We start from the raw sequence: 25509 nt of genomic DNA, 5'->3' as shown, positions 1-25509 counted from the left end.
GTTTTATTTTACATGAAAGGATGAAACGAAATGACAATTGAAAACAAAGTGGTTGTAATTACAGGCGCAAGTTCGGGTATTGGGGAAGCAACAGCTAAGCTGTTAGCTGAAAAAGGTGCAAAAGTTGTACTTGGCGCAAGACGTGAAGAGCGTTTAGCAAAATTAGCAGAAGAAATTAGATCGAACGGTGGTCAAGTGGCTTATCGCGTCACTGATGTCGTTAACCCAGATGATAGTCAGCAGCTTGTTCAACTAGCTAAAGACACTTTTGGGGGTGTTGATGTAATCTTCTTGAACGCTGGACTAATGCCTAATTCACCACTTTCCGAATTAAAAACTGACGAGTGGAACAGCATGGTTGACGTTAATATTAAAGGTGTATTGAATGGTATTGCAGCAGTATTGCCAACATTTACTTCGCAAAAGTCTGGACATGTCATCACTACGTCATCAGTAGCTGGGCTTAAAGCATACCCAGGCGGTGCTGTTTATGGAGCAACAAAGTGGGCTGTTCGTGATTTAATGGAAGTTTTGCGTATGGAATCTGCCCAAGAAGGTACTAACATCCGCACAGCAACTATTTATCCAGCAGCGATCAACACGGAATTGCTGGATACGATTACTGATAAGAATATTTCAGAAGGTATGACTGCGCTGTACGAACAATATGGTATTGCGCCTGATCGAGTTGCCAATATTGTGGCATTCGCTATTGATCAGCCAGAAGATACGAACATTAATGAGTTTACAATTGGACCAACAAGTCAACCTTGGTAATAATAAAAGGAAGATAAAACTAAGAGCTATTCATTTTCTGAAATTTAGGCTGTCGAGAAAATCTTGACAGCCTTTCAATTTCTTCTCGGGATGTTTACAGGCTTTAACTGGAGAAATCTCCTCTGATCAAAATTATTATCCGAAAAATGGAGGAATTAACATGTCAAAGGATACGAAAGTTGCACTTGTCACAGGCGGAAATAGAGGAATTGGATATGAATTGGTCAAACAATTAGCTTTGATAGGTTTTAAGGTTATTTTGTCAAGTCGGAATCCGGAGATGGGTCATAAAGCGATACAACAACTTAGGGAGTCAAATCTGGACGTTTCGTTTGTGTCGATAGATGTCAATAATCAAGAAAGCATCCGTCAAGCTGCGGTAGCAATAAATGAGAAGTATGGAAGATTAGACGTATTGATTAATAATGCTGGCGTGTATCTGGATGAGAATAAACAATTATTGAATATGGATCCATCAATTTTAGAGAATACAATGGCAACCAATTTCTTTGGAGTTTACTATATGATCCGTTCCTTTATTCCCCTCATGGAAAAACAAGGCTATGGGAGAATCATCAATGTTTCCTCAGAATATGGGGCAATGAGCGAAATGTCATATCCAGGAGTAGGAGCTTATAAAATGTCCAAATTTGCCCTGAATGGATTGACACAATTAATAGCTGTAGAAATCAAATCTGATATCAAAATAAATGCGGTCGACCCGGGATGGGTAAGTACAGATATGGGGGGACCATCTGCTCCAAGAACTCCTGAGCAAGCTGCTGAATCTATCCTTTGGTTAGCTACTACTGGAGCTGAAGGACCTAACGGGGGATTCTTCAAAGATGGAAAACGAATCGATTGGTAGCAATACTTCATGAGCAAATTATTTGGTGTTAAAGCTGGTTCGATGAAACCATCTTTTGCAATTGTTATTGCTTTAGAACCAATTAAAGAAAAAATCCGGTTTTCCTTTGCCTAACCAGGATAACCGGATTTTTCTATAATTTGGTGAAGAAATATACCTAAACTAAACTGTCCCGTTTTTGCCATATGAAAAAGGCTGCCTCAGCAACCTGCCTTATTGAAGTAAAGCACCTTAGTTGAAGTATTTTGCGAGTATTATTTCATAGACTGTAGATATGCTGGTTTATTAACATTCAATCGAGATTTTTTTCATAAATCGTTTTTAATTTATCTTCCGTAGCTGTTCCCTCTACTGGTGTATAGATACTGCATCTTAGGTCCATGTCCCCCTGGACTTGGAGAGAAGTTAAATTAAACAGCATCTTACCGGCTTTGGCATGTCTAAATTCAATCATCATTTCTGGAGCTTTACTCACTTGACTTTCTTGCCATAAAGATTGAAATTCCGGATGAGAATCACTCATTTCTTTAATAAATAGGTTATACCACTCATCACCTAAGTAGTGACCATAATAGGCACGAAAAATGGAAAGAAATCCTTTAACAAAATGCTCCCAATTCACAGCTAATGATTTTAATTCTTTTCTTGTAAATAATAGATGGATCAAATTTCTTTGGTCATCAGGAAGTTGTTCAAAATCTAGAAATACGTGAGCGGCAGCATTGTTCCAACCTACAATATGACAATGTCGATCTGTAATGATAGTAGGGCAATACGTTAACTCCGCTAAAATTCTTTCCAAAGAAGGACTAAGTTTTGGCTGATCCTTCTTTCGATGAATAATGGATGATTTCACTTCTAAAGCTAAATCATATAGATACTCTCGTTCATCATTATTTAATTGCAGAGCTGTAGATATGCAATCCAATACGCTTGTAGAGACCTTTATATCCCGACCTTGCTCTAGCCACGTATACCAAGTAGTACTAACTCCCGCCAAATGTGCAACTTCTTCTCTTCGTAAGCCAGGTGTTCTTCTCCGTGTACCAGCAGGTATACCTATAGATTCAGGCTTAATTTGGGATCGCTTCGTTTTCAAAAATGTAGACAAAGCTTCAAGTCTGGTTTTATCATTCATTTCTAAACCCTCCATCATAACCATTTAACCGGGTAGTTATTATACCAGGATAAACGCTCACTTGTAATAGGATAACCCTGAAGTATAATACGAGTATACTATTCATTTGGGGTGATGAAAAATGGAAAGAGTCGTTATTACCGGAATGGGAGTAGTCTCTCCTATTGGAAACAACGTAGGAAAATTTTGGAGAAATCTGACTGAAGGTAAGTCAGGCATTTCCTCTATTGATACATTTGATGTGAGCAACCATAAAGCAAAAATTGCTGGAATTATTCGTGATTTTAATGCAGATGATACTTTAGGAAAAAATGAAGCCCGACGTCTAGATCGCTTTTCCCAATTTGCTTTGGCTGCTGCTGAACAAGCTTGGACTGATTCTAAATTAGATATTGATGATATCAATCTAGAAAGACTTGGCGTATATGTTGGTTCGGGGATAGGAGGAATTGAAACATTGATTGAAAATGTGGATACTCTTCGAGAGAAAGGTCCAAGAAGAGTCAGTCCAACCCTGGTACCAGCCATGATTTCTAATGCTGCCGCAGCCCAAATTAGTATCAAATGGAACGCAATGGGACCTACTATGTCACCTGTTTCTGCTTGTGCAATCGGAAATACCGCTATTGGTGAAGCATTCAGGCTTATTCGCTTTGGAGAAGCTGATGCCGTTTTTGCTGGAGGAGCAGAGGCAGCTATTACAGATTTATCACTAGCTAGTTTTGGTAATGCTACAGCATTATCAACGAGAAACGATAATCCAGCTAAAGCTAGCCGCCCTTTTGATGTAAATCGAGATGGATTTGTCATGTCAGAAGGAGCAGGAATTTTAATCTTGGAATCTTTATCTCACGCTTTACGCAGAGATGCTGAGATTTATGCTGAGGTCATAGGGTATGGTGCAAGTTCTGATGCCTATCATATGGTAGCTACACACCCAGAAGGAAAAGGAGCCTACCTTGCAATGAAAATGGCTTTGAAAAACGCAAATATTTCTCCAGAAGAGATTGATGTTATTAGCGCACATGCAACAAGTACAGAAGTGGGAGATCTATCTGAGACACTGGCGATTAAAAAGCTATTTGAATCAAAAGCTTATCAAATCCCAATAACAGCTAATAAATCTATGCTAGGTCATATGTTAGGAGCAGCTGGAGGCGTGGAAGCAATTGCTTTGGCAAAAAGTTTAAAGGAAGGAATTATTCCTCCAACCATTAACTTAGAAAAGCCTGATTCATTATGTGATTTAGATTATGTACCAGGTGTTGCTCGTAAAGTGAAAATAAGTACTGGTCTATCCAATTCATTCGGTTTTGGAGGTCATAATGCAGCTATCGTTTTAAAAAAATACGAGTGAATTGACTTTCACTCGTATTTTTATTAAAGTCCTCAATAGTACTTTTAGTTAGCGCCGTATTGGGTCTTATTGGAATCAACTTCGAAAAAGGCTATTTTCTTCGATTATGGTTTTTTACTTATTCAGAAAGCCATATTTTTTTAAATACCTTTTAGCTATACTAACTAATTTAGTAAACAAAACAGTTTGAATTCCTTGTCCACAAGTTTTCTGAAGTAAAACATATTAATACTCTTATTGGTATTGACCACAAACAATAATTTTTCATTATCTTTTATCATCCATATAAACAAGGCTACATTTTTCTTCGATTAAGAAAATGATAAAAAAAGATCTAGTGCCAATGACTAGATTCTCTTTTTAATATCTTCTCTTAATGATTCAATGATAGTACCTGATAAGTTTGCAGGAAGAGATGAACCATCCTCAAAAACCCATGCATTAATTATTTCAAGATCTTCTTTTTTTAAAGTAATGCTATAATCTTTATCATTGTGAGTAAAGTCAGCTGTAACCGATTCTTCACCATTAAACTCGTCATCAATAATCATACTTTTTATTTCATATGGCTTCACGATGTAATCTCCTTTTTAACATTCTTGTCTATAGAATTAACCTTATATGATTGTTTATTCATTTTTTTCACGCCAAACAAAAAAACGAAGGGCTATTTTCAGAAGATGAAAGAATGTCAATTCCATTAACTTTGTGGTTATCATAGTTGAACATTCATATTTTCTCTCCATCACTTCTTCATTTTCCTTCATGATCTTCACCTAATCCTTTATCACAATCGGCTAGATATGACTTCGTTTTTAGTGAACTATTCCGGGAAAGGAGAACGGAGATTTTAGTCTGATGATAAAACTTTTCCAAATATATGAGGATTAAGGGAAAAATCGGAGCGCAATAGGAAGCAAGTGCACTATTAAATGTTCTCTTCCTGCTTTATAAAAACAACAATAAAACAAGCGTTACTTACTGATCAAAGTAAGTAACGCTTGTTTACTAATTCTTACTCAAGAACTGATTAGTGGGCCTTTTTTTATTTTATAACATACCCTAATTATTTTTAGGATTCCCCATCCCCATTATCAAAAAATGAATCAAATCCCCCATCAAATTCCTCTGTTGCTTCTTCAAACATCTCCTCCATATCAAAACCTTCCATCATCTCAGTGAATAACATAGTCCCTAAAACACCCACTGCTAATCCACCAACCATTCCAGGTATAGCGTTTCCCATTTGGGAAGAGCGACCATGAGGTTGATTTGCGGAATAAGAGAACGGCTGTGTAAAAGCATAAGGCTGTTCAATAGCTTCCGATATATACTCTCCAAGTAGCTTATGAAGATCGTCTTCTTGCTCAAGAACTTCTTGATTTAAATGAAACTCTCGTTTCGCTTCAATTTCCTTGTAGCCGCTTTTACAGTCAACCTCCATCCAGACCCTGATACCTGATTCTTCATTGGCAAACCGCATTTCCACTTCATTTACTTGACCCATGAATTGTTGAGTGGGAAAGAAAGCAAATTCCTGTCCATATTGATCGAGTTTACCTGAGTCAGCTGTCTCGCGAAATCCTAATTGAGCCATTGCATTAAAAATGGATGTGATGGATTCCTGGGATTGGATGACTAGCCGGTCTACATCTTTGCGGTCGACCCCGCCCTCAATATCAAGATGTGTATCCAGATAGTATGAGACAGTTCCCCTTGAAATAGGTATATTCGCAGGTAGGACGTAATGAAAAGGAATGACCTTACGTTCTTTTGGCTGAATACAATCTCGATTAATTAATGGTATATGTGCAACTTCCTTAGTAACGCTTCCTTGGTTTAATACCACATTCATCATCAACCGGACAGTCACTTGATTGATTTTTTGTTCCACCTCACCGCCTTGAATGACTATCTGCCCTTGAATGCTTTCTCCAGCTTGATAATTATGATTGTCACATTGTAAATCTACAGTTGCAGCTCCTTTTCCTAAGCTGGCTAAGATTTTTTTAAACATACGTCCTCTTCCCTTCGTCAAACCTATATTAGAATTTATATGTATAATGGGGCGTAATTAGAAAGAACAGGAAATCCATTTGTTTTTTATGAGATTTCTAAATTATCCCTGATAGTATTACGTCAAAAAATGAAAAAAGTTTCAAATAATTTGCCGCAGTAAGTGATCTTCATTTGATAATGGGGTTCGTCGTCTTTTATGATGCTGTTGATGGATTATTAAATTAAAAAGAGAAGGATTGATTCCTTCTCTTTAATTATTAATTATATTAATATAGGGGGCAATCCAGCAATAAAACGGCAAAGTAAAGAAAGAGAGAGTTCAATTTTCTCTCTAAAAAAAAGCCAGGAGCTAACAATCCTCCGCCCTGGCATTTTTTTTGTTTAGATAATACTTTAAAAATAACAGTTCGTCTTTATTATTATATATCCATTTCCCGGAACATTATTAGCCATTAAACTAATTTATCCTCGCTGGTAAAACAAACCTATTCCATCCCTCTTAAATGCATGCGCTTACATTCAACTCCGGATAAACACTTCTCTCTTTCACAACAGATCCGTTCATTATTACCTTACTGGGCTAAAGGTATATTCCTATCTAAAATATATAGAAATAACCGACTTCACGTTATTAAGGGATATTAGAACCATATTATAATTTCTCGATTAAGGATTGCAATTCCTCTTGAAGGTTTCCTTTTGAAAAAGCAGAGTGCAGAATTTCATGAACAGTATTTAAGGATATTTGTAGTTTTTCTTCACCTAATGTAGTTAAACGTGTGTAAATACCTCTTCGATCATCTTCGCATATTTGCCTTTGTAATACGCCGCAGCTTTTTGCTTCAAGCCTGACTACCAGCCTGGATATAGCACTTTGACTTAATCCTACCATCTCTTGTAATTGTTGTAGCCTCAATTGTTTTTCGCTTGTTTTGGATAAAAAGTAAAGAACGTAAAACTCTTTTAATGAAAGGTTATGATTTTTTTGCAAAGCACTTTCCAGCTCATTCGTAATGCTCATTTGAATATTTGTAATCGAGAGCCAATTATCTAAATACTTCTTTTCTTGGTTGTTATTCATGCACATTCCACCCTGTTCCATCCTATATAATAAAATTTGGCACTTTAATTGATTATCATAAGGTCTATAAATTGTTCTATAATACTCCATAAAAAATAATTTTACCAAAGCCATAATGTAATGGTTAAACTTATTTAAATAAGTGCGTGCGCCGTTTCCATGTATGTTATATGGTTCTTCTCATTTTAGACGAGTTTCTTCTTTTTGTCTAAAATTGAGTTAATCCAAAAAAAAAGCAGTCAAAATGACTGCTTTTTTCTCTAACCAATTATAACTGAACAGGACCCTATTTCATTTCCACCCCAGTTAAGTGAAAGCTGGTCTTGATCTGAAAGAGGACCGACGCCACTTGGAGTACCGGTATAAATTATATCTCCTTTTCCAAGCCCAAAATGCTCTGCTGTAAATTCTATAATGGTTTGCAAATCAAAAAGTAAGTCTTTAATATTCCCGACTTGTACACGCTCTCCATTTTTTAAAAGGGAAAAATCTAATTGTTCACATGCTTCGACTCCTGGAAACGGAATAAAATCACTAACAACTGCCGAATTTTTGAATCCTTTAGCCAAAAGCCAAGGATGCTGTTTCTGTTTTAACTGTGATTGAACATCTCTAAGTGTCAGATCCAACCCAATGGCCATGGAATCTACTATTTCATCTACTTTCATTCCTGATTCGAACTGTTTTGCGATATGTATGACAAGTTCAGTTTCGAAGTGAACGGAACCCTGATTACTCGGCAACGTAATTGACTGACCGTGTGCTTCCACGAGCGAATGAGTCGGTTTTGAAAATAAAAAAGGGGAAGTTGGTATTTCATTATTCAATTCTTTTGCATGCAAGGCATAGTTTCGACCTACACAATAGATATTTTTAATGTTTTTCATAAAAACCACTCTTTTCTTTTAAGAAATAAATATTTAAATGATAGTGGAACAATTTGAAAACCTTACTCATGGCATAAGAAGAAGCCAAGTACATTTTATATTTTTCTGACTTTTTATACAATGATTAATATAATTTCATGTTCGAATGACGTTAGGGCGGTCCAGATTTTAACTTGCGGATAAAATACGAAGTCTTAATGCCCTATGATTGGTGAAGAAGAATATATCCACATAATTATTTTTATTTTGACAAAAAAAGAGCCAACTTCTAAACATGATTCTATTCAGCGAGATCAGCATCCTCATCACCTCAAGTTTTAATACTTTTATTTTAAAACAAAAATGACTCCTGGCAAAAGTGTTCTATCTAAAAGGCAAGACAAAGTTAATTGGAGTGGGTGTTCGACTCCTGCTTAGAAAAGCGCGTCTAGGGGAGACCCCGCAGGCGAAAGCCGAGGAGGCTCCCCTACTTCCCGCGGAAAGCGAGTGCCCTACGTTCCAATCAACGTCCAAATTGTACAAGCCATAAAAATAGACAAACTCGATTTTCATCGAGTTTGTCTACAGTCTGAGCCAACAAAAATTGTTGGCTCTCTGATTTAAAAAGTAGAAGCTAAATCTTTTGAACGTGCTATAGCATTTTCTTTAATTTCTTGTGCTTTATCAGGCATTGCTGCATGTCCTTCAACGAATAAACCTTCAAAGGAAGGCACTCCGAAGAATTGCATGATGATATTTAGATATCGGTGACCCATTTCCATTTCAGCTGCCGGTCCTTCTGAATAAATACCACCGCGAGCTTGAATATGCAAGGCTTTTTTATCAGTTAAAAGACCAACTGGGCCTTGTTCGGTGTATTTAAATGATTTACCTGCAACAGCTACTGAATCAATATACGCTTTCAAAACCGGCGGGAATGAAAAATTCCATAAAGGCGATACAAATATATATTTATCGGCGGCTATGAATTGCTCACATAATTCTGAGAGACGACTAACTTTCGCTTTCTCCTCCGACGAGAGTTCTTCAAAACCCTTCCCAGCTTGAAGTTTCCCCCAACCACTGAAAACATCCACATCAATTTCAGGAATATTTTCTTTATAAAGGTCAATATTCACAATTTCATGGCTAGGATTTACTTCTTTATATGTGTCAATAAATGCTTTTCCAACGGCCATACTGTAAGATTGTTTGTCATCATGAGGATGGGCCGTGATATACAATACCTTTGTCATTCAGTATCTTCCCTTTCTTTTTACATATTTGAACATTCTAGTTTGTCTAGGGAATTCAACCTTTATACAATTACTCGAACTAAAATATCTTTAATTGATGGGTATAAAATTAAATCCGTAAGATAATTCGTTTTCGAGGGTAGTAAGGTATAAATCTTCTTTCATTTTGTGAGAAAGGATATGAATTTTGGATATGATAAAATAAGACAATCTGGTTCACTTTAGGAGGACTAAGTAAATGACGAATTCAATAAAATTTGATCTTCACACTCACCATGAACGCTGTGGACATGCTATCGGCACAATTGAGGATTATGTAAAGCAAGCCATCGAATACGACTTGCATTATATTGGGATTTCTGATCATTCTCCATATTTTTATAGTGAGGACGACCATCTTTACCCAACTATTGCAATGGCAAAAAGTGAACTTGTTCCTTATATTGAGGAAGTTCTTCGCTTAAAAGAGAAATATGCAGACAAAATTCACGTGTTATTAGGAATGGAAAGTGATTTCTTCCCTGATCACATTGAAGTCTACCGCGATCAATATCTTTTACACCCTTTTGACTACATAATTGGATCTGTTCATTATGTTCAGGATATTAGCATTTTTAAAAGAGGGCGTTGGAATGGCTTAACCTCTAAAGAACAGTCAAAAGTAAAGGATGAATATTATGAATTAATACAGAAATCGGCTAAAAGCGGAGTGTTCCAAATCTTAGGCCATATTGATGCAATGAAAGGTTTTTATCCAGCCTTTTCTTCCATTGAGACAGACATTATTGAAAAAACGCTAAAAATCATTAGTTCAGAAGATATCGCCATTGAGATTAATACCTCTGGTAAAACGAAAGATTGTGGTGGGTGGTATCCAGCAGATGACATTTTAGAACGAGCTCTTTTCCATAATGTGAAGGTAACCTTTGGATCGGATTCGCATACACCGGAACGTATTGGCGATGAATTTGAACTAGTTAAAAAAAGACTAAAAGAGATCGGCTTTTCCGAGTGGGCTTACTTTGTTAAAAAGGAAAGGATTCTCACTCCACTTTAACCTTTCAATCAGAACAGGTCCGATCATTAGAGCTTCCTGTAACCACATGTGGAATGAACTTTTTAGGCCGAAGTCCAAAAATTAAAACTGAATCCTGTTAAACCCCTCAACTGATCAATGAATCGGTACCATTTTTTTTTATGGGCATAAAATAATCATTATGCATCCTGTCATAAAAGTCTTCACGATTGCTTACACGTTTTTCTCCGTTCATTTCAATGAATTCCAGTCATCGCCATATTTTCTTGCATAAAATAAAAGTATTTAGGGAATTAATAACTAACCATTCGTTTATATTATAAAAAGGAGTTGATTTTGGGATGATTGATAACCCATTGCATAAAGAGAATGACGAAACCCTTGTAGAGTCAGTTGAAGGTGGTATCAACTCTTCAATAGGGCGATCCGAAGCCCCACCAAAAAACCAGTCAAAAGATCCTGAATTCGATCTTTTTGGCACAGTATTAAATGGGTATCTTTAATTTATACTTCCTTTTGAATAACCTTATTTCAAGACCTAAAACATTATAAATTCCTATAAAGAAGAGCACATATTAGTCACGCATAATATGTGCTTTCCTTTTATTAAATTCAAGCGCCCTTTTCGTTAATGATATTCCTTTTGCTCTTCATTGTTCTTCTGGAATTAACACTTCTGCCTGTCCATTTATTAACATTAAGGAAAAAGGTTGCACCAGCAACCTTCCTTTAAGTAAGCCCTCTTATTCATGAAATAGCTGAAGCTGGTCCATTTTAGCTTCCCGAGTTTGCCTCGTTAACCGGCTGTTGCATTTGTACCTTGTCCCCTATTTGAATGGAAAGCAAATCCTCCCCTACTAACACAGTTCCTTCATATGTTTTTTTTGTTCTTTCGAGCAAATCAGCTTTTTCTTCTGTTAATCCTCCCAATAATACTATATGTGAGTACACAGCAAGTTTTGGTTGTATTTGGCTAAAGACTTTACCTGCTTCCTCCGGTGTAGTGTGAAGATCAAGTATATTGGCGATTGATTCTGATTCATTATCAGGTTTTGCCGCTGCAACCTCATGAATCACCACATCAGCACCTTTGGAAAATTTTATAAGATTTTCATTATAGCGGGTGTCGCCTGAGATAACTACTGAATGTCCTTTGTAATTAACCCGATAACCGAAAGCCGGCTCTATTGATTTATGGTCAACCTTGAAGGCTATTACTTCAATTCCCTTTTTGTTATAGACAATACCCTCCTTGATATCATTTGCGACAATACTTGCTCCTTCAACGTTCCCATTTCCAGAGTCATCCCTTGCATCCAAATCGGCTTTATATGCTTTATTCATATGTACCATCATTTTCTCGGTTCCCTTAGGTCCCCAAATCTTAAACGCTTGCTCTCTTTTCCCTCCTGTTGGTAAGGAACCTGTAAGCCATACGTCCGGTATGCCGATTGTATGATCCGAATGCAAATGCGTAAGGAATAACTTATCAACACTTCCTGGTAACATATTCGCTTTATATAATTGTAAAGCGGTTCCGCGTCCAGCATCAAAGAGGAGTTTTTCATTACCAACTTCTACAAGAGTAGCTGGACCGGAGCGGGATGTACTTAAAAGTGGAGAACCTGTACCTAATAGGGTTACTTTAAAATCGGTTTGCTGGACCGCTGTTTGGCCAAATGAAGGAAGAAATAATGATAATGATAGAATTATGGTCACTACCAACAAAAAACCAAACGAAGTATTCCTTAATCTTTTCTTCATAACAAAAACCTCCTGTCAGATTATTTGACTGTACACAAGGAAAACCCAGTTGTTTCTAATATAAAACCTTGTTTCAAAAAAACAAATGCGCAAAATAAATATTACAATATTTATAATATTCAGTCAATGATAACCGAAATAATATCGTGTATGTTGTTTCAACCTTCCATTAAGACAACCGGACTCAATTTGGGAAAGAAACGGAAATAATCTTAGTGAATATTGGATGAATCGTTCATACTAAATAAAAAATAACTGTTCAAGAAGGAGTTTATATGCCAAAAGAAAAAAATAATCCAGCTCAGCCAAAAAGTCAGGTTAGTCGATTAAACGACGTGATGGAAGTGGATACAGATGTCAATGAAGATCCTAATCGGGAAAAATTATTGGACGAATCCGTTGATGCTTTTCTAAAATCGAAAGAAGGACAGGGATATTAGGGGCAAAATTGTGGCCGCTATTGACTTGTTTTAAGACGTTTTTATATTTTTTCACGTTAAATGGGCCCCTCATGAAGCTATTGGGCGGCCCGTTTTGTTTCCTTATCAACGAACGTTTTTCTTCTTGGGATACCGCCACATCGCCATCAAGGTAAGCGCGCAAGAGATAATATACAAGGATGTTCTCTTTAATTTGCAATGGTAACGCTAAAAATACCGCATGACAAAAAAACCATCCATGTTGAAATTGATTCATAAGCTCTTCCGTTCTAACTGAATAAAGAGAGTACCTTTCTTCACAGTCCCATTTTAAAAAAACTCTGGTTCATCATTCTTACGATATATACGAGAATTCAACTTCAAACGTGAGATTTAGTAAGCACCTTCATCATTCATTTTCTGTAAGCTGTAAGTCGAAATACCCTAAATCCCTTATGTATAAGCCTTTCGGTTGAATGGTTAGACCCGTGGAACCGAAGGTGGTTTTATCATTTTCCCTCGCTTTTCCTACTAAACGTGGAGGAACTCGCCACCCCCTCAGGGCTCATGAGGACACCTGTAGATGCTTCGAGGCGGCTACACAATTGTGTGTTTTTATGAAGTAAATCTTTTTGTTCGTGAAAACAAAAAGGAAGTATTTGTTTTTGTGTGAATAAGACGAAATTATATAAAGGTGAACTAAACATTGTATATTTTCGACTTGTTGCTAAAGTACCAGTGTTTCATTCACATCTGTACTTGAACTGAGGCTCTGTCTGTATATAAAAAGCATTTCTTACTTGTGCACTCCAATTTGCAAAGGCTGATCTCCATTCAGGAGTGTTAAAGAATTGATCTACAGTTTGAGTTTCAGAATGCCAAACTATAAATAGGTTGAGTGGGGCAATTCCTCCTGCCCAAATTCCATTATTTGCGTCAGTATCTTCTTCCCTTACTAATAATAAGGGTAGACCAAATTGAAAAGCCATTGAAGGTTCTACTTGTGAATAAACTGATCCTGTCCAGAATGGAGTGGAAGGTGGAAGGGGTCCTGCATTGACATCAACTGTTTGAATTTTAAAACGACGAAGGTTTACTGCCAACATACCATAGCTTGATGAAACTAACCGACGAATATCAGTTAAAATGGATTCAGGATAACTTTCGCTTAATGGTAATGTACGCGGAAAAAGCAAAGCATTCTCAATCTCTAAAATTAGACGGTTTAGAAACCGTTGTTGGTTGTCATTTAAATGAGTTGTCGTACTTAAAAATATAGGAATACGATAAGCACGATCAATACACTCTTGGTGTGCCGATTCTATTTTCGTTTTATCTTTACGTAAAGAGCTATGCTCATTATTACTCACTTTCTCTTCATCCTTGCGTGAAGAGCTATTCTTACTTTTACTCACTTTCTCACCTCCTTTTTTTATTAGTATATGGAAAAGGAATAAGTAAGCTTGGACATAACAGGATTTCATATTAGAAAGGCTTTATAAAACAAAAATTAGTAATTTTGTCTAAGTATGAAAAATTTTATAAAAAATTTATTTAATTTAACTGAAGCAGGAAATAGGTAACCTTTCATTAAGCTATCCACAATAAGCTTTTGGATGAATTCAATGTTGAGGAAAAAATATACCCACAACAAGATTGTGGGAAAATGCTCTTGGGCATGGGGTACCGCCAGCAAACACTGGATTATAATGATTTAATGCACAAAACTCCCCATTAGTTGAAAATGACGATACAATGTTAGTGGAATAATTATATTAGAAAAAAAGGAGGTCGTTTCCATGAATATTTTAATTTTGGGTGCAACTGGACGAGTTGGGGGTCAATTAGTTATTTATGGTCTGCAAGACAATCATCATGTTACGGTTTTAGTTCGCACTCCAGAGAAGATTGCTATAAACAATGCCAATTTAACCATCATTCAAGGTAATGTTTTAAATAAAGATGATATCGTACGCGCCATGCACGGAATTGATGTAGTTATTAGTGCACTTAATACTGATGGGACAACGACTTTATCAGCAAGTATGCCACTAATTATCGAAGCTATGGAAAACGAAGGTATACAACGAATTATTACCATTGGAACGGCTGGTATCCTCCAAAGTAGAACAATCCCAAATTCTTTGCGTTATCAGACAAGTGAATCAAAGCAGAAGTCTACCCGTGCAGCGAAAGAACATCATGAAGTTTTCGATTTGCTTAAACAATCAACACTTCAATGGACAATTGTCTGTCCTACGTATTTGCCGGATGGAAAAAGAGTTGGTATATATCGTATAGAAGGCGACTTTTTGCCGGAGGATGGGGTTGAAATATCCGTTCCGGATACAGCAGAATTTGCATTTAGCCAAATAAAAAGTAACGATTTTTTAAAAGCACGTGTAGGGATCGCCTACTAAAAATTCTAATATGCATTAAACCCCTTCGAAGTTAAATCGTATTGAAAGTCGGTTCAATTTTCTTAGTCAATGAACACAGTCAGGTGAACCATTGCCAGGAATATTTCCCGGTTTCTTTTGGGCGAAGATTTTGCCTGTACCTTGTTCATGACCATCTATTCCTTTGTACTATATTCACTTTCCAAAAATAGCCACATTCTGCCGGTCAGGAGCAAATGCTTTCCCGTTCCATTTCAATACGGTCTGTACAAATCCCAGTGAGTCGGCATTGTACCTCCCTGCGATCCTCTGATAGGCTTCGAGCTCATATATGCCATCCCTATTGAAATCAACCGGATATAAACCAGATAAAGGATTGACCCATCCTTCAATCGGCGCCTTCAATATACCATCCTTTCTATAAATTTCAGATAAATATTCCTGACCCTTATAAGTCAGGTCAAGAGTGTACCTTTCTTTTAGGTAATGACTGTTCACCTTTACTTTGTATTGGTTTTCATAATGAACATCGTATTGAAAGGATTCATTGAATGAATCTGAATTAAAAATGGTCATGAGTTGGCCGTTAAGGTAGGAAAAAACATACGCATAAATGGAACCCCCGCTTCCCCCTGTATCAATGACCACTAATATGTCATCCCCCTCATTACCTGTAAAGTCACCAAGAAAAAGGGTCGGGTTATATCCTGCGTCATTTTTCATGGGAACTTGTTCATATTGATTAGTCCTCCCATTATGGATAACCAACGTTATATTCCTCCAAAAGGGACTATCAGGGGTTTTGTTTGCGGTAAGAAAAACATTGTCCTTTGTCCCATCCCCATCAATATCTCCCTGTTTTGACGTCACTATGACTATTCTGTTGGAATTTATTTGTCTTGCGGTTTGGAGGTTCAATTGCATGTCTAGCAGTTCCTGTTTGGAAGGATAAGGATTCTGAAACGACAATGCGTTATCTATCGTTTGCAGTGCTTCATTTGTTAATCCGGCCCTACTTTGGGTCTCAGCCAAACAGTACCAATAATAAGGATGATTCGTTTCTTGTATTTTTGTGTAATAGTAATGAATCGCATTTCTGATGTCATACATATCCAACTTCATCCCACCTGCCTCTTTATTTTCCATATAGAATTATATGCAAGAATTTTGTGAGTAGCCTTTAGTGCATATCTATGTCTTTTCAAATATAGCGCCATAATTATCAATGATTTCGGGGATAATACCTTTTTATTAACATATTCGCTTGCATATATTTATGTAATTTGCTATTATAACTGACGAACGTTCGTTAAATTATGAGGTGATATTATTGAAAAGTAATGAAATTAAAGAAGCCGCTCTAAAATATTTCACGATTCATGGTTATGAAGGAGCGTCGCTTTCTCAAATAGCTGAAGAAGTCGGCATGAAAAAGCAATCCATTTACGCTCATTTTAAAGGCAAGGACGATCTTTTCCTGCAAGTTTTACGTGATGCGAAAGAGACGGAGCTATCGTCGAAGCTCCAATATTTCCGTAAAGTTGATTCAAAAAACCCTGAAAAGGATTTATACGGATTCCTTCAATTGGTCATCGACCTTTTCCAAAAAAATGAGCATATAAAGTTTTGGCTGCGTATGTCCTTTTTTCCGCCAGCGCATCTTGAAAAAGAAATCGGGCAGGAAGTGATAGATATCGAGGAAAAGGTGCAGGCGATCCTGGAATGTAAATTCCATGATTGGATCAATGCCAAATTAATCGTCGAAGATGAAGCCATAACGCCGACCTATGCATTCTTGGGAGTCGTGGATTCCATTTTGCTTGAGCTTGTATACGGCAATGATGAGAAACGGCTGAATGATAAATTATCAGCCTCCTGGAAAGTGTTTTGGAGGGGTATTTCGCTAAAATGATTCACAAAGAAAGTGGTGTTAAAACATGAATAAACCAATTAAAGATCAAAAGGCGGTATTAATTATTCTTCTAAGCAATATATTCATTGCTTTTCTGGGAATAGGACTCATCATCCCCGTTATGCCGTCATTTATGAATATCATGCATTTATCCGGAAGCACGATGGGCTATCTGGTTGCCGTATTTGCGGTTTCACAGCTTGTCATGTCTCCATTCGCAGGTCGTTGGGTTGACCGTTACGGCAGAAAGAAAATCATCATCATCGGCTTATTCCTTTTTGGTGTTTCGGAACTGATCTTCGGTGTAGGGACAAATGTGTCGGTGTTTTATTTATCTAGGATCCTAGGCGGAATCAGTGCCGCCTTTATCATGCCTGGTGTTACTGCATATGTTGCGGACATTACATCCGTTCAAGAAAGGCCAAAAGCAATGGGCTATATTTCAGCCGCCATTAGCTTGGGCTTTATTATAGGACCAGGAATCGGTGGCTTTGTTGCAGAACATGGTATACGCTTGCCCTTCTTCCTTGCGGCGGGCATTGCTTTTATAGCTTGCCTTTCATCAATATTCATTTTAAAAGAACCGATGACAAAGGAACAGCTTGCAAAAGTTTCTGCTAATACAAAGCAAACGAACTTTATCGGCGATTTAAAAAAATCCCTGAATCCGCTTTACTTCATTGCGTTCATCATTGTATTTGTACTCGCTTTTGGTTTGTCAGCCTATGAAACGGTTTTCAGCCTATTTTCTGATCATAAATTCGGCTTCACGCCGAAGGATATTGCCATTATCATTACAATAAGCTCTATCTTCGGAGTTGTTGTGCAAGTATTCATGTTTGGAAAGCTGGTAGATATTCTCGGCGAAAAGAAGCTTATCCAATTATGTTTAATCGTCGGGGCCATTTTTGCGGTAGCTTCCACTATGATTTCCAGCTTTTTGGCAGTACTAGTGGTAACTTGCTTCATATTCCTTGCATTTGACCTGCTTCGTCCGGCGTTGACGACATTTTTATCAAAAGCTGCCGGGAAAGAACAAGGATTCGTTGCTGGAATGAACTCCACCTATACGAGCTTAGGGAATATCGCAGGGCCATCCATGGGAGGATTGCTTTTTGACGTAAACATCCACTACCCTTATCTTTTCGCTGCTGTCATTATCGTCATTGGCCTTGGCATTACAGTCATTTGGAAAGAAAACCGATTGACAGAAAGCTTAGCGAAATAATGAAAGTCCCGGATTGTTATTCGTACCCTTCCTTTCTATCTGGCAAATTCTCAAACTTGAAAAATGATATTCTACTAAAAAACCCCCCTTGTCCATATTTAGGCAAGGGGGGTTTTTAGTAATCTTTTGAGAACGGGATTATTACTACCCTTGCTCACGATAACCGCTCCAAATTGATTTTGAATGTATATCGATCAGCCCGGTAGACAGATCTGACAACCGCAAGTGGTTGATTGGTTTCAAGGGTACTTCTTCGTTCTATCAGCAATACAGGGGAAGCTTCAGCTACCCCGAGCATTTCCGCCTCTTTTTTTTGAGCGATGGAGGCTTCAATTACCTGTCTGCCATGCTGGATTTTTAAGCCGTACTTTTTTTCAACATAATCATGAATGGCACTTACAGCTATTTCTTCCGTAAGGTCCAGGGCATGATTTTTAGGGATGTATAGCCTTTCATATGCCATCGGCAACCGATCAGCAAGCCTTACACGTTCCAGTTCGAAAATAGCAGTTCCTGCTTCAACCTCAAGTTTTGCAGCAAGCTCATGATCTGCCTTGACCTCCGTAAAACTGATAACTCGCGTACTTGGTTTAAGTCCTCTTGAAATCATATCCTCTGTAAAGTTAGTCAGACCTTGCAAGGGCGGCTCCGATTTATGTTCGGCAACGAATGTTCCTTTTCCGCGCTGCCTGTATAAATAACCGCCATTCACGAGGTTAGAAATGGCCTGTCTCACCGTCATCCTGCTTATGCCATATTTTTCAGTGTATTCTTTTTCTGAAGGAATCATCTCTCCTGGCACCAATTCAAGACTTTGAATCGCTCCTTTAATCTCCTCTTCAAGTTGATGATAAATGGGACTCGGAGAATTCTTTTGGATCATTCAGCTTACATCTTCCTTTCATCGTGATGTATATTTTTACAAGGCATCCTGATCGGAAACATCTCAAGCTAAAATTTAGGTTCGTTCATTTTATCCATTTTATTAGGCCCACATTTAGGTATCCACATTCCTTTTTGTGAATTTCAGTACCGATTCCCTTGAACGTTCAATTTCGTTTTTATTTTCATTATAGTATTTCGAAACATACGCATAGAAAATAATGCTGACCGTTAGAAATTGGGCAAAAAGCGAACTTGTTGCAGCACTTCGGAATTTAGCCTCCGGTGCACGTACATGATTTAGTGACATATCAACTCTTTTAGTTAGTCCATTGTTCCCCAATCGCGATAAACCAATTGTTTTAATGCCATATGCTTTAGCAATATCAACGAGTTCCAGAATTTCTTCAGTTTCGCCACTATTGGATATACAGAAAAAAACGGTATTCTTTGATGATGCAGCAAGTGCAGTGGCCGTAATATGCGGGTCTTGATTGGCACTTACAATCTTTCCTAACCGTAACCATTTCTGTGTAATATCTTCAGCAACGAGCCATGATGCCCCTAAACCATAGACATAAATCACATCTGCACTCCTCATGGTTTCAATGATATTGTCAAGAACGGCCTCATCCAAATAATGTGCCGTTTCTTGTATGGCCTGGACGGAATTGGACACAATTTTATTTTTGATCGATGCTATTGTTTCATTAGGCTCAATGTCATGGAAACCTTTTTTCTCCGGCTGGGAAATCAGGGATGATAGGGATACCTTCAGTTCTGAAAAACTATTAACTTTTATGGAATGACAGAACCTCGTTACTGCCGAACTGCTTGCGTTTGCATGGTCAGCCAATTCATGTATCGTCATTCTAACTATATCTTTGGGGTTTTCTAAAATATATTGTGCAATTTTCTTTTCTGATTTGGGCAGTTGGTTCAATAAACTTTCAATTCTCAATATAATATTTTCGCCTTGCATATGATTTACTCTCCTTGATCTTTACTTACTTTAAATGCTTCATTGCTATGTAGTAACAACCCAAGGTAGCTGATACGTCTTCTAAAACAAATTTCACATTTGGGTTTTCAAGTTTAATATGATTGATGAATGAGCTTTGCACCAATGGTATATTAGTCAATATGCTACCTTTTAATGCAATTGTAACATTCTCACACAACTTTAACTTCTTGATAACCTCAAGCGTTTGTATTGCAAGGTGGTACCCGGCCTGATTCAGAATATTTTGTGAGAAGTCATCACCCTTCTCCGCATGTTGGACAATTAGGGGAACAAACGCGGCAATCTCGGATTTCGTGGCGGAATAAATGAATTTCTTCAGTTCCATTACACTAAGATAGCCAAGTTTTTTCAGTATCGACTCGGTTAAATGGCTATATTCATACCCTTCATCCTCTTCTTTCGTCATTCTTATAAAAACCTGCATGGCGATCCAATAGCCACTTCCTTCATCCCCAAGAATGTGTCCCCATCCACCAGCCGATTTCTCGATTCCTTCATGGATGCCGATACTTACAGATCCCGTTCCGGATATGGTCAAAATGCCATCATTTCCTTTTAGCAATGCAGCATGAGCGATAATTGCATCATTTACAATGGTGAACGGGACCTTAAATGCCTTGCTTAATGCACTTTTTATGCCCTGCGGATTTTCAACTCCTCCATACCCGGCTAATCCTAAACAAATGTATAGGCAGCTGCCATCATCAATAGGAGTCATGCTTTGTTCAATTGCCTGTATAATGTTAGCGGTGGCTTGTTTTTCATTAATAAGCAGGTTTCCAAACCCCGCTCTGCCTTCACTAATTTTATTACCATCCATATCATAAGCCACTGCTTCAGTTTTGGTCCCTCCGCCGTCAACACCGATAATATAATTCATGTCATTCTCCTATTCAGTAAAAAAGGAAGGAATATCACCGTTCCTTCCCTGATCCATTAATATTGAATTGGAATTTCCCCCATGGTTCCAAATAATCGAGGAGAAAAATTTCCTCTTCTGCTATTCGGCCAACTACATTCGTTTTCCCCGAATTCTTCATTTCCTTCAATGCAATCTGCAATTCCCCTTTATATTGTCCATAGAGCTCGTTTTCAATTAATATATCACCGCGTCTAATATCAGGCGTATATGTTGGTTTAAATTCTTCGCTCTTATATTTAACGCGTGATTGAGTCGAGCGAATTAGATAATCGGAAACATCTCCACGGTAAAAATGGAATTCTTCCAATACTATTTTTTTCTCCAAATCTGTTATGGTTTCGTGAAGGTTAACATTAAATGTTAACAGACCGCTGTTTAACAAGCTAAGCTGTTTCAATTCATCTTCAGATGCGTAAGCATTTGCTATGATTACATCATCAATCAATCCTGTAGCATACAAATGTTTCGCTTGTGTTGTAATCGGTAATTCCCGGTGCATTTCCAATGTACATAATCCTTCCATTATAGGCCAAGGTCCGTACGTTGCTGCATGTGAGCTGATGAAAGCTGCCGTGCGGATATTATGCTTTTTGAATGACTCACAGCATTTAATGAAATGCGGATAGCTCAATCCTGCATAGCGATGGGGATAGAAGTTGTGCGATCCAACTAAATTTTCTATATTTGGTTTGTAATCCATGATATTTTCTAGATACTTCGTTGCATTACTCATGTTTATTTCAATTTTTAGACCATATGGATTATGTGTCATGATCGACTCTTCGCTGCCTGTAAAACCCATGTCCAGCCTGATTCCATACGCACCTAATTCTGCAAAAAATGATAAGTCATTATACGAAATGCCTAGTGAACCGAATACTCGGGGAGCAATATCGACCATCACTTCCATATTCAATTGATTGGCATAATGAATCGTTTCTTTAAATTCTTTTAAAATCTTCTCTTTGTCTCCTTCGACAGAAAGCAAGCAAGTAAAGATCTTTTTAAAGCCATATTTGTGTGCAAGTGCAATGTATTCCATGTCTTTTTCAACGGTTGAATGCTCTGGATAGATAGATATTCCGAGTTTACCCATTTTTAAACACCTCTTTACTGTTGTGGGGCTAGCTTTTTTACTATGCGAATCATGTGTTCTATTAGTTTTTGTTCGCTCATTGCTGTCATCAAATGATCTTGAGCATGAATCATCAATAAAGTTTTCTCACTTGGAACTCCATTCAATTCTGCTTGAATGAGCTTGGTTTGTGTCTTATGGGCCATGTTCAATTCTTCCTGGCCTTGTTTAATTAGTTCCTCTGCCTTTTCAAAATTAAATTCTTCCGCTTCTTTCAGTGCTTCGAATGCTAATCCTCTTGCATTTCCACTATATGATATTATTTCAAAAATTTCCATTTCGTTATTGTTCAGTTCAGTTGACATATCATTACACTCCCATTTTATGTTAGATTATGAAGGTTCATTGGATTACTGTAATCCAGATTCACTGCTTAAAAACACCATTCACTTGATGTTCGGAACAGCACTTTCACTGAAGAATCGCGGTAAGTATTCTTCATGCGCCTTTAAAAGTTTTTGTAAAACCATTTCCGCCAGGTCATCACTTGGGATGAGCGGGTTGATCGTTAAAGCCAATAACGCTTTATCATAAGAACCTGTAACGGCTGCCTCAGCACCAATTCTCTCAAATGATTTGATTTGTTGGATCAAGCCATGCACTTGTACGGGTAATTTACCCATAGCCAAAGGAATTGGTCCATTCTTGGTGACGATACAGCTTACTTCGACTGCTGAATCATAATCAATATCAGTAAGCGCTCCTTTGTTTTGTACATTTAGCACTTGAATGTCTTTTTTATCATTATAAATAGAAGAAATGACGTTACATGCTGCATCACTATAGTAAGCTCCACCGCGCTGCTCTAGTTGTGGAGGCTTGATGTCAAGGGTTTCATCCTTGTATAGGTCAAATAAATCTTCTTCTAATTTTTTCACAACTTCAGCTCGGGTTTTCCCTGATTTGAATGCTTCCAACTCTTCTTCTAAAATCGTTTTTGTTTTGTAATAATACCGATGGTACGGGCAAGGCACCACTCCTAAAGATTTCAAAAACCTTCTGTTCCAAGCCAATGGGGCAATATTCTTCATCGTCAGCTGAATTTCAGGATTGCCAAGCATTTCAAGCACTTTATCTGTTACTTCTTGATCATCAACGAACACATGCATCCCGAATACCATGTGGTTTAAACCGGCGAAATCTATGTGCACTCTTTTCATATCGACACCAAGCATGCTAGAAATAGACATATGCATATTAAATGGAACATTGCATACTCCAATGACTTTTTTATGTTTACTGTAGCGGAGCAGGGCTTCCGTTACCATCCCCGCTGGATTTGTGAAGTTAATTAACCATGCATCAGGGCAGAGCTCCTCCATTTCTTCTGCAATTTCCAGAAGTATGGGTATCGTTCGTAATGCCTTGGACAATCCTCCTGCCCCATTTGTTTCTTGACCAATTAATCCTAATTCCAACGGGATCCTCTCGTCCTTGATTCGTGCATCAAGTAAACCCACTCTCATTTGAGTTGTGACAAAATCAGCATCTTGCAAGGCTTGACGGCGGTCTAACGTCAGATGTATTTCCATTGGAAGTCCTGCTTTTTCAACCATCCGTTTTGCCAAGGTTCCTACAATCCCCAGTTTTTCTTTTCCTGCCTCAATATCCACTAACCACAGTTCCCTAATAGGCAGCTCATCATATCGTTTTATAAATCCTTCTATTAATTCTGGCGTATAACTGGAGCCTCCACCGATTGTGGCAATCTTCAGCCCTTTTTTCATTTCCATTTCCCCAACACCTCATCGTAAGCTAATCTGGATTCTTCATTCATTTATAGATTATTTCATAACAAACCAGTGCACTTACCGCTAATAAAGACAAGAATAATAGCGTTGCTTGTTTCTTGTTTTTAAACTTACCTTCAACAAAACAAACAACCATCGTCAATCCTGCGCTTATGGCAAAGGTATTTCCTAAGTACAGTGATAATTGTTTATCTATCTCAAAGGCATCCATTAATCTGTTAAAGATAAAATTAAAAACAAGAATGAAGCCAAAAAATAGAAAGGCACTTTTGTAACTGAAAAAGTGAATTCTGGATGTTGAATTCATGTCCTTTCCCCCCCTCAATTAATAAAAGGAGCTTGGAGCATTAGTCCCAAACTCCCTTTTAGGTATTCCTTATAAAGCGATATTTTTGTTATCCGTTGTTTCTACCATGTTTTCCTGTGCTAAAAGCTTTTTATCGTACATCTTAAAGAATGGCAGATATATAAGGACCGAAATGGTTAAATTCACCATCACGAGAACAATGGCTCTCCAATCACCGCCCGTTGAAAGGTAGGCACCTATTGGAGCGGGCAATGTCCAGGGAACCATTACATATGTCGGGTTCACAAGTCCGATGGACGTTGTTATATATGCAAGTGTTGCTCCAATCAGCGGTGTAATGATGAATGGAATAATCAGTACCGGGTTTAGTACAATCGGCATCCCAAAGATAACAGGTTCATTGATGTTAAAAATGCTCGGCACAATTGTTGCTTTCCCCATTGCTTTACTATAGCTGGACTTCGCCGTTAAGAGCATGGCTATTACTAATCCCAATGTTGCACCAGATCCACCAATCCAAATAAACCATTGGAAGAATGTTTCAGGAGCTATGTGGGGAATTGCCTTTCCGGCTGCAACTGCTGCCGAGTTATTCCCCAAGTATACTTCCCATACCGGACGAGCTACGGCACCTACTACCGATACGCCATGAATACCAAATGACCAGAAGAATGTAATCAAAAATACTGGAATTAATACACCTGGCAATGTATCGCCAGCACTGATGAGCGGTGCAACCGCTTTATCAACAAGTGAATGTAAATCAACAGCAAAAACGACTGTAATTAAAGTCATGACAAGCAGGACAATTGAAACTGGAATTAATGCTTCAAATGAACGGGCTACTGAAGTTGGTACAGAATCCGGCATTTTAATCGTGATATTTTTCGTCTTACAAAGACGTAGAATTTCGACAGCAAAAATGGATACAAGCATTCCTACAAAAAGGCCATGGCCTCCGAGATTTGTCATTGGCATAACAAACCCCACATCATCCATCATCTCTACCCCAATTGTGAACAAGAAGGCTGCCAATGATAGTAAACCTCCAGATAGCGGATCAAGTTTATAGCTTTGAGATAAGCTGTAGCCTATACCAAAAGTAATATATAGCGTCATGATAAACATCGTTAATCGATATGGAATTAAAATTTCAGCTATATGTTTTGCAGACCATTCACCTAATGCAGTATCTGCTGCAACGGGCGGAAATGCAATGATCAAGAATAAACTGCCAAAGATGATGAATGGTAACGCGGAAACCACACCATCCCGAATTGCGCGTAAATGCTTTTGCTCAGACAATTTAGCCATAGGTGTTGAAAGATTATTTTCTAAAAAAGCTACAAACTTGTCCATTCGTGTTTT

The 25509-nt window shown here is 37.8% G+C and carries 26 protein-coding genes and 1 pseudogene; 9 read left to right on the top strand and 18 right to left on the bottom strand.

Features of this window, described 5'->3' with window-relative positions; genetic code table 11:
• Positions 1 to 30: 30 nt before the first annotated feature.
• Both A6755_RS12310 and A6755_RS12305 read left to right on the top strand, forming a co-directional pair.
• A complete protein-coding gene (locus A6755_RS12310; protein WP_034307681.1) occupies positions 31 to 777 on the top strand; it encodes an SDR family oxidoreductase in 747 nt (248 codons plus the stop codon).
• 160 nt (positions 778 to 937) lie between these two features.
• Complete coding sequence (locus A6755_RS12305; protein WP_063590799.1) at positions 938 to 1645, top strand: SDR family oxidoreductase; 708 nt, start codon at positions 938 to 940, stop codon at positions 1643 to 1645.
• Between the two features lie 292 nt (positions 1646 to 1937).
• On the opposite strand, the gene A6755_RS12300 is transcribed toward A6755_RS12305, so the two are convergent.
• Positions 1938 to 2783, bottom strand: a complete 846-nt coding sequence (locus A6755_RS12300; protein WP_063575847.1) for a helix-turn-helix transcriptional regulator — start codon at positions 2781 to 2783, stop codon at positions 1938 to 1940.
• 121 nt (positions 2784 to 2904) lie between these two features.
• Between A6755_RS12300 and fabF the strand changes: the two genes are divergently transcribed.
• On the top strand, positions 2905 to 4140 hold the full coding sequence (gene fabF, locus A6755_RS12295; RefSeq protein ID WP_063590798.1) for a beta-ketoacyl-ACP synthase II: 1236 nt from the start codon (positions 2905 to 2907) through the stop codon (positions 4138 to 4140).
• A 347-nt stretch (positions 4141 to 4487) separates the two neighbouring features.
• Here the strand turns inward: fabF and A6755_RS12290 are convergent, their stop codons facing one another.
• The 5 genes from A6755_RS12290 to A6755_RS12270 all read right to left on the bottom strand — a co-directional run bounded on the left by A6755_RS12290 (position 4488) and on the right by A6755_RS12270 (position 9362).
• Positions 4488 to 4715, bottom strand: a complete 228-nt coding sequence (locus A6755_RS12290) for a hypothetical protein (RefSeq protein WP_034307687.1) — start codon at positions 4713 to 4715, stop codon at positions 4488 to 4490.
• 497 nt (positions 4716 to 5212) lie between these two features.
• Positions 5213 to 6157 carry a sporulation protein gene (locus tag A6755_RS12285; RefSeq protein ID WP_063590797.1) on the bottom strand — a complete coding sequence of 315 codons (945 nt, stop codon included), beginning with the start codon at positions 6155 to 6157 and terminating at the stop codon, positions 5213 to 5215.
• Positions 6158 to 6811: 654 nt separating this feature from the next.
• Positions 6812 to 7240 carry a MarR family winged helix-turn-helix transcriptional regulator gene (locus A6755_RS12280; protein WP_063590796.1) on the bottom strand — a complete coding sequence of 143 codons (429 nt, stop codon included), beginning with the start codon at positions 7238 to 7240 and terminating at the stop codon, positions 6812 to 6814.
• A gap of 260 nt (positions 7241 to 7500) precedes the next feature.
• Entirely contained in the window at positions 7501 to 8127 is a 627-nt protein-coding gene (locus A6755_RS12275) for a fumarylacetoacetate hydrolase family protein (protein WP_063590795.1), read from the bottom strand.
• A gap of 599 nt (positions 8128 to 8726) precedes the next feature.
• A complete protein-coding gene (locus A6755_RS12270; RefSeq protein WP_057277895.1) occupies positions 8727 to 9362 on the bottom strand; it encodes an FMN-dependent NADH-azoreductase in 636 nt (211 codons plus the stop codon).
• Positions 9363 to 9600: 238 nt separating this feature from the next.
• Between A6755_RS12270 and A6755_RS12265 the strand changes: the two genes are divergently transcribed.
• Both A6755_RS12265 and A6755_RS27055 read left to right on the top strand, forming a co-directional pair.
• Positions 9601 to 10419: a histidinol-phosphatase gene (locus A6755_RS12265; protein ID WP_174878712.1), complete on the top strand. Its 819-nt coding sequence runs from the start codon at positions 9601 to 9603 to the stop codon at positions 10417 to 10419.
• A 320-nt stretch (positions 10420 to 10739) separates the two neighbouring features.
• Positions 10740 to 10901 carry a hypothetical protein gene (locus A6755_RS27055; protein WP_174878711.1) on the top strand — a complete coding sequence of 54 codons (162 nt, stop codon included), beginning with the start codon at positions 10740 to 10742 and terminating at the stop codon, positions 10899 to 10901.
• Between the two features lie 271 nt (positions 10902 to 11172).
• On the opposite strand, the gene A6755_RS12260 is transcribed toward A6755_RS27055, so the two are convergent.
• Positions 11173 to 12162 carry an MBL fold metallo-hydrolase gene (locus A6755_RS12260; RefSeq protein ID WP_084737664.1) on the bottom strand — a complete coding sequence of 330 codons (990 nt, stop codon included), beginning with the start codon at positions 12160 to 12162 and terminating at the stop codon, positions 11173 to 11175.
• A 275-nt stretch (positions 12163 to 12437) separates the two neighbouring features.
• On the opposite strand from A6755_RS12260, the gene A6755_RS27050 reads away from it, so the two are divergent.
• Positions 12438 to 12602, top strand: a complete 165-nt coding sequence (locus A6755_RS27050; protein ID WP_153246145.1) for a hypothetical protein — start codon at positions 12438 to 12440, stop codon at positions 12600 to 12602.
• 235 nt (positions 12603 to 12837) lie between these two features.
• Here A6755_RS27050 and A6755_RS27565 read toward each other — a convergent pair.
• A pseudogene (locus A6755_RS27565) lies at positions 12838 to 13133 on the bottom strand (transposase); the annotation flags it as partial.
• A 191-nt stretch (positions 13134 to 13324) separates the two neighbouring features.
• Complete coding sequence (locus A6755_RS12255; protein ID WP_063592524.1) at positions 13325 to 13951, bottom strand: hypothetical protein; 627 nt, start codon at positions 13949 to 13951, stop codon at positions 13325 to 13327.
• Positions 13952 to 14380: 429 nt separating this feature from the next.
• On the opposite strand from A6755_RS12255, the gene A6755_RS12250 reads away from it, so the two are divergent.
• Entirely contained in the window at positions 14381 to 15001 is a 621-nt protein-coding gene (locus A6755_RS12250) for an NAD(P)-dependent oxidoreductase (RefSeq protein ID WP_057277894.1), read from the top strand.
• Between the two features lie 174 nt (positions 15002 to 15175).
• On the opposite strand, the gene A6755_RS12245 is transcribed toward A6755_RS12250, so the two are convergent.
• A complete protein-coding gene (locus A6755_RS12245) occupies positions 15176 to 15904 on the bottom strand; it encodes a VCBS repeat-containing protein (protein ID WP_244889738.1) in 729 nt (242 codons plus the stop codon).
• A gap of 406 nt (positions 15905 to 16310) precedes the next feature.
• Between A6755_RS12245 and A6755_RS12240 the strand changes: the two genes are divergently transcribed.
• On the top strand, positions 16311 to 16892 hold the full coding sequence (locus tag A6755_RS12240; protein WP_034307698.1) for a TetR/AcrR family transcriptional regulator: 582 nt from the start codon (positions 16311 to 16313) through the stop codon (positions 16890 to 16892).
• Positions 16893 to 16917: 25 nt separating this feature from the next.
• Positions 16918 to 18120 carry an MFS transporter gene (locus A6755_RS12235; protein ID WP_063590794.1) on the top strand — a complete coding sequence of 401 codons (1203 nt, stop codon included), beginning with the start codon at positions 16918 to 16920 and terminating at the stop codon, positions 18118 to 18120.
• A 154-nt stretch (positions 18121 to 18274) separates the two neighbouring features.
• Here the strand turns inward: A6755_RS12235 and A6755_RS12230 are convergent, their stop codons facing one another.
• The 8 genes from A6755_RS12230 to A6755_RS12195 all read right to left on the bottom strand — a co-directional run bounded on the left by A6755_RS12230 (position 18275) and on the right by A6755_RS12195 (position 25500).
• Positions 18275 to 19003 (bottom strand): GntR family transcriptional regulator, encoded by a 729-nt coding sequence (locus A6755_RS12230; RefSeq protein ID WP_063590793.1) that lies wholly within the window; start codon positions 19001 to 19003, stop codon positions 18275 to 18277.
• Between the two features lie 114 nt (positions 19004 to 19117).
• Positions 19118 to 19984: a MurR/RpiR family transcriptional regulator gene (locus A6755_RS12225; protein WP_063590792.1), complete on the bottom strand. Its 867-nt coding sequence runs from the start codon at positions 19982 to 19984 to the stop codon at positions 19118 to 19120.
• 25 nt (positions 19985 to 20009) lie between these two features.
• A complete protein-coding gene (locus A6755_RS12220) occupies positions 20010 to 20906 on the bottom strand; it encodes an N-acetylglucosamine kinase (protein ID WP_063590791.1) in 897 nt (298 codons plus the stop codon).
• Positions 20907 to 20940: 34 nt separating this feature from the next.
• Positions 20941 to 22044: a DUF871 domain-containing protein gene (locus tag A6755_RS12215; protein ID WP_063590790.1), complete on the bottom strand. Its 1104-nt coding sequence runs from the start codon at positions 22042 to 22044 to the stop codon at positions 20941 to 20943.
• A 14-nt stretch (positions 22045 to 22058) separates the two neighbouring features.
• The gene (locus tag A6755_RS12210; protein ID WP_063590789.1) at positions 22059 to 22388 is read right to left on the bottom strand and encodes a PTS lactose/cellobiose transporter subunit IIA; all 330 of its coding nucleotides are present in this window, start codon (positions 22386 to 22388) and stop codon (positions 22059 to 22061) included.
• An 81-nt stretch (positions 22389 to 22469) separates the two neighbouring features.
• Positions 22470 to 23816, bottom strand: a complete 1347-nt coding sequence (locus A6755_RS12205) for a 6-phospho-beta-glucosidase (protein WP_082201141.1) — start codon at positions 23814 to 23816, stop codon at positions 22470 to 22472.
• 40 nt (positions 23817 to 23856) lie between these two features.
• Positions 23857 to 24141, bottom strand: a complete 285-nt coding sequence (locus tag A6755_RS12200; RefSeq protein WP_063590788.1) for a hypothetical protein — start codon at positions 24139 to 24141, stop codon at positions 23857 to 23859.
• 69 nt (positions 24142 to 24210) lie between these two features.
• Positions 24211 to 25500, bottom strand: coding sequence for a PTS sugar transporter subunit IIC (locus tag A6755_RS12195; RefSeq protein WP_063590787.1), 1290 nt, complete (start codon positions 25498 to 25500; stop codon positions 24211 to 24213).
• Positions 25501 to 25509: the final 9 nt, after the last annotated feature.

It is taken from the genome of Peribacillus frigoritolerans (assembly GCF_001636405.1).
Classification (GTDB): Bacteria; Bacillota; Bacilli; order Bacillales; family DSM-1321; genus Peribacillus; species Peribacillus frigoritolerans.
This window is presented reverse-complemented; position numbering and strand designations above follow the sequence as displayed.